Origin of the sequence: Psychrobacter sp. 28M-43, from assembly GCF_014770435.1 — a bacterium.
Classification (GTDB): Bacteria; Pseudomonadota; Gammaproteobacteria; order Pseudomonadales; family Moraxellaceae; genus Psychrobacter.
In genome coordinates this window covers 2,738,834-2,756,559 of sequence record NZ_CP061739.1, presented here as the reverse complement: position 1 = coordinate 2,756,559, position 17,726 = coordinate 2,738,834, and the positions used below count along the sequence as shown (strand labels likewise).

The window sequence follows — 17,726 nt, the reverse complement described above, 5'->3', positions numbered from 1 at the left end:
GCATCGTATTTATGCATACTGGCCACGCTTTTAATTTGTTTCCACGTTTACTGTAAGGACTCTCGATGGCATATTCTTATACTGAAAAAAAGCGTATTCGCAAAAGTTTTGCTGAATTGCCCACTGTAATGGACATTCCCTATTTACTGTCTATTCAAGTAGATTCTTACGAGCAATTTTTGCAAGAGCACAAAAAGCCGAAAGCTCGTGAGAATACTGGTTTGCAAGCTGCGTATTCCTCTATTTTCCCAATTGAGAGTCACTCTGGTAACGCAGAGCTACAATTTGTTGAGTACTATTTAGGCACGCCTGAATTTGATGAGCGTGAGTGTATCTTACGTGGTTCAACGTTTGCTGCGCCTATGCGTGTCAAAATCCGTTTGATCATCAAAGACAAAGACAGCAAAGACAAAGATAGCAAAGCTGCTATCAAAGATATCCGTGAGCAAAGCGTTTACATGGGCGAGATGCCTTTGATGACGGCTAACGGTACTTTCATTATCAATGGTACTGAGCGTGTTATCGTATCTCAGCTACATCGTTCACCTGGTGTGTTCTTTGATCATGATAAAGGTAAGTCGCATTCAAGTGGTAAAGTGCTTTATAACGCACGTATCATCCCTTACCGTGGTTCATGGTTAGACTTTGAATTTGATGCAAAAGATTTAGTATTTGCTCGTATTGACCGTCGCCGTAAACTACTTGCGTCAATCATCCTACGCGCACTTGGTCTAACAACTTCTGAAATCCTAGATTTATTCTTTGATAAAGTGGCTGTTTATAAAGGCGAAGAGCAGTTTGAGATTGATTTAGTTGCTGATCGTCTACGTGGCGAAATGGCTCAGTTTGATATCGTATCACCTGAAGGTGACGTTATCGTAGAGCAGGGCAAACGCATCAACGCCCGCCGTATCCGTCAGCTTGAAGAAGCAGGTATGACGAAGATTGCTGTGCCTGATGAGTACCTATATGAGCGTATTTTAGCTGAAGACATCGTTGTTAACGACGAAATCATCGCTAAAGCGAACACGCCAATCGACCATGAATTATTGGTAAAATTGAACTCATTTGAAGCCAGTGGTGCCATCAAAGAGTTCAGCATTCTGTTCACTAACGATATCGACCAAGGTAGTTATATTGCTGATACGCTACGTGCTGATAGTACCTCAAGCCGTGAAGAAGCGTTGATCGAAATCTATAAAGTAATGCGTCCAGGTGAGCCACCAACGGTCGAAACTGCTGAGAAACTGTTTGAGAGCATGTTCTTCAATGCAGATCGTTATGACTTATCAAACGTCGGTCGTATGAAGTTCAACCGTCGTCTTGGTTTAGAATTTGACAATACTGATGATCCTGATATCCAGCGCGAACGCAGTGTATTGACCAACGATGATATCGTTAACGTTCTAAAAGAGCTTATCGAGATTCGTAATGGTCGCGGCGATGTCGATGATATTGACCATCTTGGTAACCGTCGCATTCGTTCAGTAGGCGAAATGGCAGAGAACCAATTCCGTGTTGGTCTAGTACGTGTTGAGCGTGCCGTAAAAGAGCGTTTAAGCTCAGCAGAATCAGACAACTTGTCGCCACAAGATTTGATTAACTCTAAGCCAGTAGCGGCTGCAGTTAAAGAATTCTTTGGTTCAAGCCAGTTGTCACAGTTTATGGATCAGAACAACCCGTTGTCTGAAGTTACCCATAAGCGCCGTGTATCAGCGTTAGGACCTGGTGGTCTAACTCGTGAACGTGCAGGCTTTGAAGTACGTGACGTACATGATACGCATTATGGCCGTGTATGTCCTATTGAGACTCCTGAAGGTCCAAACATTGGTCTAATCAACTCACTAGCGACTTTTGCTAAAACCAACAGCTTTGGCTTCTTAGAAACGCCTTATCGCCGTGTGGTTGATGGTAAAGTTACTGACGTTATTGAGTATCTATCAGCAATCGAAGAAGTGGGTACTGTCATTGCACAGGCTGACTCTCCGATGACTGAAGATGGCGCGTTATCTGATGAGATGGTCAGTGTACGTAGCTACGGTGAATTTGTTCGTATGCCGCCAGAAAAAGTGACGCATATGGATGTATCACCAAGTCAGGTAGTATCGGTTGCAGCAGGTCTGATTCCGTTCCTAGAGCATGATGATGCTAACCGTGCCTTGATGGGCTCGAACATGCAGCGTCAGGCTGTTCCTACACTACGTGCTGATAAGCCGTTAGTAGGTACTGGTATGGAGCGTCACGTTGCTCGTGACTCTGGTGTTTGTGTTATCGCTAAGCGTGGCGGTGTGATTGAAGATGTTGATGCATCACGTATCGTTGTTCGTGTAAACGAAGACGAGATGACTGCTGGTGAAGCGGGTATCGATATCTATAACTTGATCAAATACACGCGCTCTAACCAAAACACTTGTATCAACCAACGTATCATCGTTAACCAAGGTGACGAGATTGCTTTGGGTGATATCTTGGCTGATGGTCCATCAACGGATCTTGGTGAGCTAGCACTAGGTCAGAACATCCGCATCGCATTTATGCCGTGGAATGGTTACAACTTCGAAGATTCAATCTTGTTATCTGAAAAAGTAGTTAAAGAAGATCGTTTCACTACTATTCATATCCAAGAGTTGACTTGTGTGGCTCGTGATACCAAGCTAGGTACAGAAGAGATCACTGCTGATATTCCAAACGTTGGTGAAGCAGCATTATCAAGTCTTGATGAAGCAGGTATCGTCTATATCGGTGCTGAAGTTGACGCTGGTGATATCTTGGTTGGTAAAGTGACGCCAAAAGGTGAAACACAACTAACGCCAGAAGAGAAACTACTACGGGCTATCTTTGGCGAAAAAGCGGCTGATGTGAAAGACACTTCACTACGCGTACCAACTTCAAGTAAAGGTACGGTTATTGATGTACAGGTCTTCACTCGTGATGGCGTCGAAAAAGACGCACGCGCAAGAGCGATTGAAAAATCGCAGCTTGATAGCTATCGCAAAGATTTGAAAGAAGAGCTACGTATCTTTGAAGAAGCAGCACGTGGCCGTATTGGTAATCTATTAGATGGCCAAAAAGTCAGCGGCGGTGCTGGTCTAAAAGCTGGTACAGTTATGGCATTGGCTGATATGAAAGATATGAGCCTTGAGACATTACTTGATATTCAGCCAGTAGAAGAAGAAATCTCTGAGCGTCTAACGCAAATTGCTGATTACTTGGTTGATAAGCAAAAAGACATCGATGTGAAATTTGCTGAGAAAAAACGCAAATTGACTGCTGGTGATGACTTACAGCACGGCGTACAAAAAATCGTTAAAGTATATCTAGCGGTTAAGCGTCGTATTCAGCCTGGTGATAAGATGGCTGGTCGTCATGGTAACAAAGGTGTTGTATCGCGCATCATGCCAGTTGAAGATATGCCTTATGATGAAAATGGTAATACCGTTGACATCGTATTGAACCCACTTGGTGTACCATCTCGTATGAACATCGGTCAGGTTCTAGAGACGCATTTGGGTATGGCAGCGAAAGGGTTGGGCGAGAAGATTGACGGTATGCTCAAATCTCAAGCAGCAATCAAAGAGCTACGTGACTTCTTGGACAAAATCTATAACCAAGTAGGCGGTGAGCAAGTTGATCTTGATAGCTTGAGTGATGATGACATCATGGCGCTAGCAGACAATTTACGTGGCGGTGTACCGATGGGCACAGCAGTATTTGACGGCGCAAGAGAAAGCCAAGTTAAAGACTTGCTAGAGCTTGCTGGAATGGATCGCGATGGTCAGCAGACGTTATATGATGGTCGTACAGGTCAGAAGTTTGACCGTAAAGTAACCGTTGGTTACATGTACATGCTCAAGCTTAACCATTTGGTTGATGACAAAATGCATGCGCGTTCAACCGGTTCTTATTCTCTAGTAACGCAGCAGCCATTGGGTGGTAAAGCTCAGTTTGGTGGTCAGCGCTTCGGTGAGATGGAAGTGTGGGCACTAGAAGCATACGGCGCGACTTACACGTTGCAAGAAATGCTAACGGTGAAGTCGGATGACGTTGAAGGCCGTACTCGTATGTACAAAAACATCGTTGATGGTGAGCAGTATATGGATCCAGGCATGCCTGAGTCGTTTAACGTACTGACCAAAGAAATCAAATCACTGGGTATTAATATTGAGTTAAAACAAAGCAACTAGCCCGTTGTTTAACTTAGTTGTCCACTAAAGGCAGTCTGCTTTATTGCTGCTGCTTTTAGTGATTTGTCTCAACCCTATTCATTGCCTTCATTCATCTTATCTGCGTCAATGGTACGCTGTCAGATGATTATAAAGATAACGGAGAAGCAACTTGAAAGATTTACTCGATATCATGCAAAGCCCTACCGGCAACGGTAACCAAGAGTTTGATAGCATTCAAATTACTTTAGCCTCACCTGACGTTATTAAGTCATGGTCGCATGGCGAAGTAAAAAAGCCTGAAACCATCAACTATCGCACGTTCAAGCCTGAGCGTGATGGTCTTTTTTGTGCCAAAATCTTTGGCCCAGTAAAAGACTTCGAATGTTTATGTGGTAAATATAAGCGCCGTAAGTTCCAAGGCGTTATCTGTGAAAAATGTGGTGTTGAAGTTACCACTGCTAAAGTTCGTCGTGATCGCATGGGTCATATCGACCTAGCCAGTCCTGTGGCGCATATTTGGTTCTTAAAGTCATTACCAAGCCGTATCGGTCTATTGCTAGACATGACGCTACGTGATATCGAGCGCGTTCTATATTTTGAAAGCTATATCGTTACTGAGCCTGGTCTAACTAGCTTAGAAAAGTACCAGTTACTTGATGATGAAGATTATTACAAAGCGCTTGAAGAGTTCGGTGATGAATTCACAGCTAAGATGGGTGCTGAAGCAGTTCAAGACCTATTAAAAGACATCGATATCGATCTTGAAATTGATGAGCTACGTGAAGCGATTCCACAAACAGGTTCTGAGACCAAGCTTAAGAAAATGTCTAAGCGTCTCAAATTATTAGAAGCATTCCGTGATTCTAATAACAAGCCTGAGTGGATGGTAATGAACATCTTGCCAGTACTACCACCAGATTTGCGTCCTCTAGTACCGCTAGAAGGCGGCCGTTTTGCGACGTCAGATCTAAACGATCTATATCGCCGCGTGATCAACCGTAACAACCGTCTTAAGCGTCTGCTTGAGCTAAGCGCACCTGACATCATCGTACGTAACGAAAAGCGTATGTTGCAAGAGTCAGTAGATGCGTTGCTTGATAACGGTCGTCGCGGTCGTGCCATCACTGGTAGTAACAAGCGTCCATTGAAATCTTTGGCAGATATGATCAAAGGTAAGCAAGGTCGTTTCCGTCAGAACTTACTTGGTAAGCGTGTCGATTACTCTGGTCGTTCGGTTATCGTTGTAGGTCCAACACTACGTCTACATCAGTGTGGTCTACCGAAGAAAATGGCACTTGAACTATTCAAGCCATTTACTTATAACAAATTATTATCTCATGGTTTAGCGACTACGATTAAAGCTGCTAAAAAGATGGTAGAGCGTGAAGAGCCACAAGTGTGGGATATGCTGGCCATGGTTATCCGTGAGCATCCAGTACTTCTTAACCGTGCACCAACACTTCACCGTTTGGGTCTACAGGCATTTGAGCCAGTATTGATCGAAGGTAAAGCCATCCAGTTGCATCCACTTGTTTGTACTGCTTTCAACGCCGATTTCGATGGTGACCAAATGGCCGTTCACGTGCCATTGACGCTAGAAGCACAGCTTGAATCACGTGCCTTGATGATGTCTACTAACAACATCTTGTCACCTGCGAACGGTGATCCGATCATCGTACCATCTCAGGATGTTGTACTAGGTCTATATTACATCAGTCGCTCGTCTATCAATGCCAAAGGCGAGAGCATGATTTTTGCTACCGTTAATGAAGCATTGCGTGCAATTGGTTCAAACGATCTACATGTAAACGCTAAAATCAAAGTGCGTGTTACTGAGACGCAAATTGACGAAGACGGTAACGAGACTAAAGAAATCAGTATCAAAGATACGGTTGCTGGTCGTCTACTTATCTGGAACATCATGCCTAAAGGTATGACGTTTGATGAGTGTAACCAAGAGATGACGAAGAAAAACATCTCTCGTTTGATTAACTCTTGCTACCGTAAAGTTGGCGTAAAAGAAAGTGTTATGTTTGCTGACCAATTGATGTATCTTGGTTTTGCTCAAGCAACGCTATCTGGTGTGTCTATCGGTATCGACGACATGGTTATTCCACCACTTAAGAAGCAAATCATTGAAGTGGCAGAAGGCGAAGTTCGCGAAATCGAAGATCAGTTCGAGCAAGGTTTCGTAACTGCTGGTGAGCGCTATAACAAAGTAGTTGATATCTGGTCACGTACCAATGACAAAGTTGCTAAAGCGATGATGGACAACTTGGCAACAGATAAAGTTATCAACGCACAAGGTGAAGAAGACGAGCAGAAGTCATTCAACTCGATATTTATCATGTCAGATTCTGGTGCTCGTGGTAGTGCGGCACAGATTCGTCAGTTGGCTGGTATGCGTGGTTTGATGGCGAAACCAGATGGCTCAATCATTGAGACCCCAATTAAAGCTAACTTCCGTGAAGGTTTGACCGTACTACAGTACTTCATCTCAACTCACGGTGCACGTAAAGGCCTAGCGGATACAGCACTGAAAACAGCTAACTCAGGTTACTTAACTCGTCGTCTAGTTGATGTGGCACAAGATTTGGTTATCACTAGTGATGATTGTGGTACTGAAGAAGGCCTACTCATGAAACCACATATCCAAGGTGGTGAAATCATTGAGAAGCTAGGTGAGCTAGTACTGGGTCGTGTGACTGCTCGTGACGTTACTTATAATGACGATGCTGATAAAGTATTGATTCCAGCTGGTACATTGATCGATGAGTACTGGGTTAACGTCCTTGATAACAACGCAATCGATGATATCTGGGTACGTTCAGTAATTACTTGTGATATCGAACATGGCGTATGTTCACAGTGTTATGGTCGTGACCTTGCACGTGGTCATAAAGTGAATATCGGCGAATCAGTCGGTGTTATGGCAGCTCAATCTATCGGTGAGCCGGGTACTCAGTTAACCATGCGTACGTTCCACGTAGGCGGGGCAGCGAGCTCAGCCTCTGTAGACAACAGCATCTCTGTACGTAATGCTGGTCAAGCGCACTTTGAAAACATGAAAACAGTACAGCATACCGATGGTCACTTAGTCATCGTATCGCGTTCAGCTGAAATCGCATTGACCGATGAGCTTGGCCGTGAGCGTGAGCGCTATAAAGTACCGTACGGTTCAAGCGTACTTGTGAAAGACGAAGAGCAAGTTGAAGGCGGTCAAACTATCGCTAAATGGGATCCGCATACGCATCCAATCATCACAGAATTTGCTGGTACAGCACGCTTCAGTGACATCACTGATGGTATGACTGCAACAGTAAAAGTTGATGATGCGACGGGTATGAGCTCATTTGAGATTCTAGCTACTCGTGACCGTTCAAGCTCAGCAAAAGACTTACGTCCTGCGATTATCTTGAACACTGACGAAGGCAAAGAAGTGGTTTACTTCTTACCAGCTGAAACTATCATCCGCGTAAGCGATGGTGAAAAAGTAGCAGCAGGTTCGATTCTAGGCCGTGTACCACAAGCGTCTTCTGGTACCAAAGATATTACCGGTGGTCTACCACGTGTTGCTGACTTGTTCGAAGCACGTCGTCCAAAAGATCACGCCATCATGGCAGAAATGACTGGTGTGGTAAGCTTTGGTAAAGAGACCAAAGGTAAGAACCGCTTCATTATTACTAATGAAGATGGTGAAGTACATGAAGAGCTAATCCCGAAATGGCGTCAAATCAACGTCTTTGAAAACGAGACAGTAGCACGTGGTGAAGTGATCGCTGATGGTCCACAGAATCCACATGATATCTTGCGTTTGAAAGGTCAGACTGCACTTGCTGATTATATCGTCAACGAAGTACAGGACGTTTATCGCTTGCAGGGTGTAAAAATCAACGACAAGCACATCGAAGTTATCATTCGTCAGATGTTGCGTAAAGTTGAAATCACTGACGGTGGCGATTCAAGTCACTTTAAAGGTGATCAGGTCGAGTATGCAGATATCAAAGCATTGAATGCGAAGCTAGAAGCGGAAGATAAATTCCCAGTACAGTTTGAGCGTCAATTACTAGGTATCACCAAAGCAAGTCTAGCAACTGAAAGCTTTATCTCAGCGGCTTCTTTCCAGGAAACAACCCGTGTACTAACTGCGGCTGCTGTGACTGGTAAAGTAGATGAGCTACGTGGTCTGAAAGAAAACGTGGTTGTTGGTCGCTTGATTCCTGCAGGTACTGGTCTTGCTTATCATAAAGCACGTAAAGAAAAAGCAGATCAGAAGCTACAAGATAAAGATTTGAATGCAGCGTTTGATATGACTGCAAGCACTGATAGCAAAGACTTTGCAAGCTTTGATGAAGCATTTGCTCAAGAGCTAAATCAAGATAATTAATCGTATTGAGTATTTTGATTCATTCTTAATTTGATAAAAAAGCCAGCCTAAGTTGCTGGCTTTTTTGTGCGTATAAAAAACTAAGAAAGGCATGGTGCTATCATCTAAAAAAATAGTACACTGGAAATATGCTCTAATTCACTACTTATAAAAGGATAATTAGCAAATGGCAGGTAAAACTCGCGTCGCCAAATATCAAGCAGATCGAACCAATCAAAAGTTATATTTCTGTCGTTTATCTTGCCAATCTGCAGGAAGTACCAATGACAAACAGTTATACCAAGCACATTGTGAGACTGCTATTTTTCACTTGCATGGTGCTTTATTAGCATTTATTCAGGAGCTCAGTCATTTCTATAGCTTAAATATGACGGCGCCAACTTTGCTCGATATTGAACAAGCACTGAGCGAGCGTACCCAAATATCTCCTGAGATTCAGCGTTTACAGCAATTACAACAGCAAGGTTTTATCGCCAATATAGAACGTGCTTATCAGCGTTGTCTTTATGCAGTACCGCCAGATACTATCGTCGATGAAGCACCAAGCAGCCAATCAGCGTCGCCAGACTTAATTGTCAATGTTGTCACCTTATCTAATCAATGGCTGCCTGATGAGACTACAATACGAGAATGGCGCAATCAGCTTTTAGAACTGATTGAACAATTGCGTGCAGGTATGGTCGAGTTCTAATAGTAAGCACACTAGAAAATTTATTCTTTGATCGCTATTTATTGAACCACTTGAAAATATGATTAAGTAGGGTAGATCATAATCTACAACGCATAAAAAAGGCTTATTCAGTCATTACTGAATAAGCCTTTTTCTTATTAATTAAGAATGGTCTTGTTTATCACTCTGGCATCGGTGGCATACTTTCAACGGGTGTCACCGTTAATGGATTTTCCGGTACGCTATCATCACTACGGTTGCTGCTTGGTTTTGTTGATAGTGGAGGATTAGTTTCTTCAGTAGGCTCTGGAGCTGAAGGCTTACGCTGCTGGGTTTGAGTCTTGACTGGTTTTGCTGATTTCTTGGCGTCATCATCAACTAGGATGCCATCATCAGTCATCTCTATGATACTTTGCTGTTGTTTTCTGGATTTTGAGCGGTTATTGATAGATACCCATTGGCTTGGCGTGTCTTTGAGCTGAGCTTTCATAAAGTCCATCCAGACTGGCAGCGCTGCTACACCACCGTATTCACGGCGTCCCATAGTAGATGGTTGATCGAATCCCATCCATACTACTGTTGCATTGGTAGGATGGAACCCTGCAAACCACGCATCTTTGGCCTGATTGGTGGTACCAGTTTTGCCACCGATATCATCACGTCCTAATGCTTTTGCTCTTACCGCTGTACCGCGTTGGACTACATCGCGTAGTATATCGGCCATCTCAAAAGCGACTCTCGGTTGCAGGATGCGTGGTGCTTGTTTGGCCCTCACATATTGTACGGCTGGCGCTTTTAGGCGGTCTGATTGTGGACCTGCGTTATATACCGTTAAATCAAGCTCTTTATCTGTTGTTTCGCTACCATCATTACCTTCTAATGATGAATTATCGGTAGTTATTTTATTACTGCTATCATCAAGCGCTTCAATTGACTTCTCATACTCTTCAACTAAGCTGCTATTAACCTTCTCAAGTTTTTCGTTAAAGCACAGTGCACACGCTTGACGTGGATTTGCCTGAAACAACAGCTCGTTTTTATAATTGTAAATTTGTTCAATAAAGTAAGGTTGGATACGATGACCACCATTCGCGAAGGTTGAGTAAGCCGTGGCCATTTGTAATGGTGTGGCTTGTCCTGCTCCAAGTGCTAATGACAAGGTTGTTGGTAGCTTTTCTTTATCAAGACCGAATTCATCTAATAGGTTGCGCGTACTTGAGATACCGATAGCTTGTAACAAGCGAATAGATACGAGGTTACGCGACAAATATAAACCACGACGTAAAGTGATATCACCTAAGAAACGTTCATCAGAGTTTTTCGGTTTCCAGTCACCTACTTGAATAGCTCGGTCAGAAACGATGGTATCTGGGCGATAACCTTTTTCTAAAGCGGCCGTATAAACAAGTGGCTTAATGGTTGAGCCAGGTTGACGCCAGCCTTGTAGAGCGCGGTTGAACTTACTGTGATTAAAATCAAAGCCACCAACCAATGCATTGACAGCACCAGTCTCTGGATTCAACGAAACCAAACTGCCTTGAATTTTAGGTATTTGACCTAGTTGCCAATTGCCATTCGAAGTAGGTATCACACGAACGATATCGTTTTTCTTAACGACTTGACTGGCATTGCTAGGGTAATAACCAATACGGTCAGCAGAAATATATTTACGTGCCCATTTCATACCAGACCAATTAACGGTCACTTCTTCACCAGATTGTAGGACTGCATTAAAACTACGAGAATTGACTTTAGTCACCTTAGCAGGAGACATATTGTTGTAACGCCGGAAGTTTTCGAGAGGCTCATCATTTGCTTCAGCCCCGCGCCAACCATGGCGAAGCTCATAGGCAATCAATCCTGTTACTACTGCTGCTTCTGCATCTGTTTGTGCTTTGCTGTCTACTGTGAGACGTACGCGCCAACCACCGTGCATGACTTGATCGCCATAACGTTCGACCAAAGAAGCTCGCGTCATTTCTGCCAAATAAGGCATATTTACATCGAGCTTTTCTTTATATAGGTTGATACCTATAGGAGAGTTTACCGCCTCGTCATACTGAGCTTTATTAATATAGCCAAGCTCATGCATGCGTCCAACAATCCAGTTACGGCGAGTCAATGCACGGCTAGGATTGGCAACAGGATTGTATTTAGAAGGGGCTTTTGGTAGACCTGCTAACATCGCCATTTCAGCAATGGTTAGATTGTCTAATGACTTACTATAATATTTTTTGGCTGCAGCGCGAATGCCATAGGCACCTTCGCCTAGATAGATTTTGTTGACATATAGTGTCAAGATATCGTTTTTACTCAGTTCGTCTTCGATCTTACGGGCCAAAAACAACTCTGTTAGTTTACGGTTTAAAGTACGTTCTGGACTTAAGAAGTAATTTTTAGCGACCTGCATCGTAATGGTAGAGCCACCGGTTTGACCATCGTCATCAGTGACTGCTTCGGTGACAGCGCGACCAAGACCTTTAATGCTAATTCCGCTATGCTGAAAGAAAGAAGCATCTTCGGCTGCTAAAAAAGCATGGGTTAAATCTTCAGGAATCTCATCAAAACTAACTGGTAACGATAAACGATTGCCGTATTGGCCGATTAATTTATCATCACTACTATAAATCTGTAATGGCATTTCTAATTTAGCCGTCTTAATCTCTTGCGTACTAGGTAGGGTCGGCGATAGATACATGGCCATCCCATAAAAACCAATAGGTACAGCAAGTGCTAGAACAACTGCCAATGCTAGGCAAGCGATAAAGAGTCCCACCAAAAAGCGAATGAGACGAGCGGTAGCATTTGTTTTGGCCATAATAAGACTTATTAGTTAGAATTTGTAGCAGACAATATTATTATACATTGAACAAAATAGGCAGGTCATAATAAATGTGTAAGTTGGTCTTAATATATTTTTAAATGCTTGAATCTATCAATTAAGTAAAGTATTGTATTGAATTATTACAAATAACTACCAGATTGTACACTTAATATAAGGTATAGAGCTAGTGAGGCTATTTACTTCCAAAAGTCGACATTTGATTGGCGTGGATATTTGTGCCACTTCAGTAAAGTTGGTTGACATACAGCGTCAGCAAGGCATGTTCCACCTAAAATCTTATGGTATTGAAAGACTACCGGAAGGTATCGTGGTTGATAAGATTCTAGTAGATACAGAAGCTGCCGGTAATATTATAACGAGCTTGGCAAGACGCTGCCAAGTCGCGGGTAGCAATGCTGCGACAGCGGTTTCTGGCTCCGCAGTGATCACTAAAATCATTGATATGGATATGACACTCAGCGATGTAGAGCGTGAGGCGCAAATACGTTTGGATGCTGACCAGTATGTGCCTTATCCATTAGAAGACGTCAATCTAGATTTTGAAGTATTAGGACCGTCTTTGGTTAGTGAAGATATGGTTCAGGTGTTGCTTGCTGCTTCTCGTTCAGAAAACGTCGACCAACGTGTCGATGCTTTAGCCTTTGGTGGCTTACAAACGAAAGTCATGGATATCGAATCTCATGCAATCGAGCGTGCGTTTGGATTGATGGTAGATAGTCTACCAAATGTACCCGAACTAGTAGCATTGGTAGATATCGGCCATAATCAGACCACATTATATATCGCTAAGAATGGCGAGTTTATTTATAGTCGTGAGCAGTTATTTGGCGGTGCTCAGCTGACCGAGGCAATACAAAATCGCTATGGCCTATCAGCAGAAGAAGCGACACTAAGTAAACGCGAACGTACCTTACCTGATGATTACTATCCTGAAGTACTGACCCCTTTTATAGAAAATACTATTCAACAGATCACTCGCTCTTTACAGTTTTATTTCTCATCAAGTCAATATAGCAGTATCGATCATGTGGTGCTTGCAGGGGGCAGCAGTTCTATTGCAGGTCTCGCTGGTATGGCACAACAAAAGCTGGGTGTAACTGTCAGTGTTGCCAACCCTTTTACCAATATGACTATTGCACCAAATATTGACAATGAGCAATTGGCAGTTGATGCGCCAAGCTTAATGGCTGCATGCGGTCTTGCGTTAAGGAGCTTTGACTAATGGCTCGTATTAACCTTTTACCTTGGCGACAAGAAGAGCGTGAACGTCGTAACAAAGAGTTTATGACGTTGATAGTGGCGGTGACATTACTGACACTATTAGCAGCTTTTGCTTCATGGAGTTATTTCAATAATGAACTTGATGAACAGCTTGATGCCAACGCATTGATTGAACAAGAAAATACTCGCTTAGACACCGCATTGACCGAGATTGACAGTTTAGAGCAGCGCCGTGAAGACATTATTTCACGCATGCAAGTCATTCAAGATCTGCAGGGGCGACGTCCTGTGCCTGTACGTTTATGGGATGATCTTGCTAAAGCTATTCCACCAGCACTGTATCTAAATAACCTTAAACGTGAAGGTGATACGCTAACTTTGACAGGCTTAGCGGATAATCCAAACATTGTGTCCAGCCTGATTCGTAATCTTGATAATAGTAAATGGATGGGCAACTCAGCAGTAAGTAATATTCAGCAGAATATTAGCGCTTATGAGGCTGCTCCAGTCCTCAGTAATACGGTGAATACTGGTGAGCAGGCGCGACCTGTTTATCCTGAAGACAGTTACGTACAGTTTGTAGTAACGACTAGAGTACAGTCGGAAACTCCGACTACTGACACCGATACTGGTCTTGGAGGTGCGTTATGAAGCTTATCCGCAAAAAGAGCCTCTCTAAAACCAAAAAATCTGCTTTAAAGCCAAAAAAGCAATTCGATTTAAATGAGTTTCGCCGTAGTTTTGAGTCGCTAGATTCAGAAAATTATGGCAGTTGGCCATTACCTGTAAAAGTGACAGTCGTTGGACTTATCATTACCTTCATTGCAGCGTTGTCATGGGCATTACCCATCAGTAGTAAAATCGATGAGATTAATGCGGCTGAAAGCCAACAGCAGACCTTGCTCGATAGCTACCGCGAAAAAGAATCTCGCGCACGTCATTTAAAAGCGTATCAAGCGCAAGTGGTTCAAATGGAAACTGAATTTAATACTTTGTTAGATCAGTTGCCGAAAGATACACGTGTGTCAGAATTGGTAGAAGGTATAAACATGACAGGCGTTGGTAGCAATATTCGTTTCCAAGATATTTCAGTAGAGCCTGAAATTGAAAATGAATTCTTTATTGAGCAGCCAATACGTATTGCAGCTTTGGGTGAATACCATCAGTTTGGTAGCTTTATCAGTGGCCTTGCTGCACTTCCTCGAATTATTACGATGCATGATTTTGAAGTCAGTAACCCGCAGCCTACGTTAGATGTTTTGCCAGAGCTTAATCTAGTCTTGCAAACTAAGACTTATCGCTCTAAAGAAGCGGCTCCTGAAGGTGATGCCGCCGCCGCTACTGATGCAAATGCAGGAGGCAACTAATGAGTATTCAAAGAATGCCCATGCTACTGGTTTTAAGTGTCGCTGTTTTATCTATGACAGGGTGTAGTGACCGTATAGGTATGGCAGAGCAGGCAATGACCGATATCCGTAATCAGCCTGCACAGCCTATTGAGCCGCCGCCTAAAGCCGAGCTGGTAGAAGATTTTGTATATAGCGCAAGCTCGCAGCGTAGTCCATTTTTGCCACCGAGTTTAGTCAATGTACAAGGCCCGACCACTCCTATAGATGGTGTACGACCAGATATCAACAGAATCAAAGAACCGCTTGAGCAGTATGAACTGTCGCAATTGGTCTTCCGAGGCGTGGTGATTTCGCCCGAAGGTCAGCGATATGCATTGATACAACGTCCTGATGGTTCAGTGGCCAGTGTTAAAGTAGGCGATTATCTTGGATTGAATGACGGCCGTATTGTTGAAATCACGCCGACCCAGGTTAACTTGATTGAAATTGTGCCAGATAGCCGCGCAGGGTTTGTAGAAAAACCCCAGTCGCTGGTATCCCCTATAAGCTAAGTCGGCAGATTTTTTGAGGAATAAATAATGACAGTACGCAATAACAAGGTAATGATGATGAGCAACCGCATGTCTTCTGCTTTTGCCATTTCAGCACTGGCAGTCAGTATGGTGGCTGTGACTAATAGTGCTCATGCTGCACAGCGCATCGATAATGTCTCTGTAGTACAGACCGCACCTGCAGTGACGCAAATGCGTTTGGGGTTTACAGGATTGCCAGTATTGCCTGCAGCCTATCAGCTTAATGATCCTAGTCGCTTAGTCCTAGATTTCGAACAAGTACAGAATGGGCTTGCTAGCCGCTTTAACGAATATAACATCGGTGCGATTAATGACGTTACTACGCTAAGTAGTGACAGTACCACGCGCCTCATCGTTGGTTTAAAAGAGTCAGGCAATTATACGACAGCGATTGAAGGCAATGATTTATTGCTAACCATCACTGACCCTAATCGTCCCGTCATTACCAGCGACCCGATTCAAGATGTGCTCAATAACAATAATAGTATGACAACGACTGCAGTCGTTACGCCTATTGTTGAGAGCTCTACCGTACCAGTGGCACCTGTACGTACCACGAACAAGGTTGTTGTGAAGAACGAAGTGCCAGCTGGTACGATGGTGGTCAGAGTCAATCCGCTTTTGAACCCTCAATTGGCTGCTTCGCAAGTAAGTAAGCAGTATAGTTATGATGGGCTAAGTGCAGTCAATTTTTCAGCAGGTAACGATGGTGGCGGTAATGTCAGTATGGTACTTGCCAACGAAGCTATTCCAGTAGATGTGCAGCGCCAAGGTAATAAACTTGTCGTACGTTTGACTGGTAGTACGGTTCCGAGAAACTTGTTACGCCGATTGAATATTAACAGTGGTCTTGTTGGTAGTATTGATACCAAAAACCAAGGACAGAATGGCGTCATTACCATTAACATGAATGACGATTATGAGTATCAAGCCTACCAATCAGGTAACCAGTTAAATATCAGTATCAAGAAACCTGAGTTGTTACGTGAGCCGACGCTGGAAGAAAGAGTCTATAGCGGCGAACCGCTATCTATGGAATTCCAAGATGTTGAGGTTCGTAGTGTCTTAGATATTTTGGCGCAGTTTACTGAGATGAATATCGTGGCAAGTGACTCTGTCGCTGGTAACATCACTTTGCGTTTGATTAACGTTCCTTGGGATCAAGCCCTCGATATTATTTTGAAAAGCAAAAACTTAGGCAAGCGTGAAAATGGTAATGTGATTTTGGTTGCGCCTTCTACTGAGCTCGCTGAGCAAGAAGCACGTGAACTAGAAGCGCAGCAAGCTGTTCAATCTTACGCACCTCTGCGTACTGAGTACATTCGTTTAAGCTATGCAAAAGCACAAGATGTCTTAACGCTTATTTCGCAAGGTAGCGGCGCGACCGGCAATAATAGTGGCCTAGCAAATAGCGATGATAATAATACGTTGTTATCCAATCGTGGGACGGTAACGGTTGATGAACGTACCAATACTTTGATTATCAAAGACGTTGCTGACAGTATCGAAAACATCCATAAATTAATCAGCAAAATTGATATACCTGTTCGCCAAGTCATGATCGAAGCACGTATCGTCAGTGCAACTGATAGCTTCAGTAAAGAGATTGGTGTTCGTTGGGGTATATTGTCAAACGGTGCGGCCAACAACCGTAGCTTATTGGTTGGCGGTAGCGATCAAACCTTATGGGATTTGAAAGATTTTGATGTAGAGACGACGACCGTCAATGGTCAAACAGTCTCTTACCCTTCTTATGATATTACTCGTCCTGATAACTTAAACGTTGATTTAGGCGTTTCTAACCCAGCAGGTAGTATCGCCTTTGGTTTGCTCAGTATGTCTGATGTGATGCTAGATCTTGAATTGTCAGCACTGCAAGCGGATAACCGCGGTGAAGTCATTTCCACACCTAAAATTTTAACCGCAGACAAGCAGACAGCGAAAGTTTCTTCTGGTACTCAGATTCCGTATCAAGAAGCATCAGCCAGTGGTGCGACGACAACCAGCTTTAAAGAGGCTGCATTAAGTCTAGAAGCTACACCAAACATCACACCTGATGGTAAAATTGGTTTGCAATTGGTCATTACCAACGGCACGCCGACAATCATTAATAATCAGGTTGCCATCTCTGAAGATTCTATATCAACCAATGTTATTATTGAAGATGGTCAGACAGTGGTGTTAGGCGGTGTTTTTAAAAATCGCACTAGTAATGGCGTAGATAAAGTACCGTTCTTAGGGGACTTGCCTTATATCGGTCGTGCATTCCGTCGTGATGTACGTAGTAATAGTAAGGAAGAGCTACTTATTTTCGTAACTCCGAAACTTATTAATGACGGTACAAGCCGTCTGAACTAATCATAAATTGTTTAGCTAGTTACTAAAAGAAGTAAGCCATAGTGCTTGCTTTTTTTATGCGCGAAATTAGTGGGTTTAGCGTTGCAATATTTATGTATGTACTGATGAATGGTGTGCTCTAAATTTTACTCACAATAATCACGGCTCATTACTAGCCA

The 17,726-nt window shown here is 43.2% G+C and carries 9 protein-coding genes; 8 read left to right on the top strand and 1 reads right to left on the bottom strand.

Annotated elements, in window-relative coordinates; all coding sequences use genetic code 11:
• The first annotated feature begins 65 nt into the window (after positions 1-65).
• The 3 genes from rpoB to IEE84_RS11490 all read left to right on the top strand — a co-directional run bounded on the left by rpoB (position 66) and on the right by IEE84_RS11490 (position 9,244).
• The gene (rpoB, locus tag IEE84_RS11500) at positions 66-4,184 is read left to right on the top strand and encodes a DNA-directed RNA polymerase subunit beta (protein ID WP_191114266.1); all 4,119 of its coding nucleotides are present in this window, start codon (positions 66-68) and stop codon (positions 4,182-4,184) included.
• Between the two features lie 151 nt (positions 4,185-4,335).
• Positions 4,336-8,553, top strand: coding sequence for a DNA-directed RNA polymerase subunit beta' (gene rpoC / locus IEE84_RS11495; protein ID WP_057761718.1), 4,218 nt, complete (start codon positions 4,336-4,338; stop codon positions 8,551-8,553).
• A 166-nt stretch (positions 8,554-8,719) separates the two neighbouring features.
• Complete coding sequence (locus IEE84_RS11490) at positions 8,720-9,244, top strand: DUF6586 family protein (RefSeq protein WP_191114265.1); 525 nt, start codon at positions 8,720-8,722, stop codon at positions 9,242-9,244.
• Positions 9,245-9,404: 160 nt separating this feature from the next.
• On the opposite strand, the gene IEE84_RS11485 is transcribed toward IEE84_RS11490, so the two are convergent.
• The gene (locus IEE84_RS11485; RefSeq protein ID WP_191114264.1) at positions 9,405-12,041 is read right to left on the bottom strand and encodes a penicillin-binding protein 1A; all 2,637 of its coding nucleotides are present in this window, start codon (positions 12,039-12,041) and stop codon (positions 9,405-9,407) included.
• A gap of 193 nt (positions 12,042-12,234) precedes the next feature.
• Here IEE84_RS11485 and pilM point away from each other — a divergent pair, with 193 nt between their 5' ends.
• The 5 genes from pilM to IEE84_RS11460 are packed head-to-tail and all read left to right on the top strand — an operon-like array spanning position 12,235 to position 17,568.
• Positions 12,235-13,290 (top strand): type IV pilus assembly protein PilM, encoded by a 1,056-nt coding sequence (gene pilM, locus IEE84_RS11480; protein WP_101204296.1) that lies wholly within the window; start codon positions 12,235-12,237, stop codon positions 13,288-13,290.
• Positions 13,290-13,940 (top strand): PilN domain-containing protein, encoded by a 651-nt coding sequence (locus IEE84_RS11475; RefSeq protein WP_191114263.1) that lies wholly within the window; start codon positions 13,290-13,292, stop codon positions 13,938-13,940. Before pilM ends, IEE84_RS11475 begins: the two co-directional genes overlap by 1 nt.
• Positions 13,937-14,656, top strand: coding sequence for a type IV pilus inner membrane component PilO (locus tag IEE84_RS11470; protein ID WP_191114262.1), 720 nt, complete (start codon positions 13,937-13,939; stop codon positions 14,654-14,656). The genes IEE84_RS11475 and IEE84_RS11470 overlap by 4 nt, the downstream gene beginning before the upstream one ends.
• Positions 14,656-15,189 (top strand): pilus assembly protein PilP, encoded by a 534-nt coding sequence (locus tag IEE84_RS11465; protein WP_160023655.1) that lies wholly within the window; start codon positions 14,656-14,658, stop codon positions 15,187-15,189. Before IEE84_RS11470 ends, IEE84_RS11465 begins: the two co-directional genes overlap by 1 nt.
• Before the next feature lie 27 nt (positions 15,190-15,216).
• Complete coding sequence (locus IEE84_RS11460) at positions 15,217-17,568, top strand: type IV pilus secretin PilQ (protein ID WP_191114261.1); 2,352 nt, start codon at positions 15,217-15,219, stop codon at positions 17,566-17,568.
• Positions 17,569-17,726: the final 158 nt, after the last annotated feature.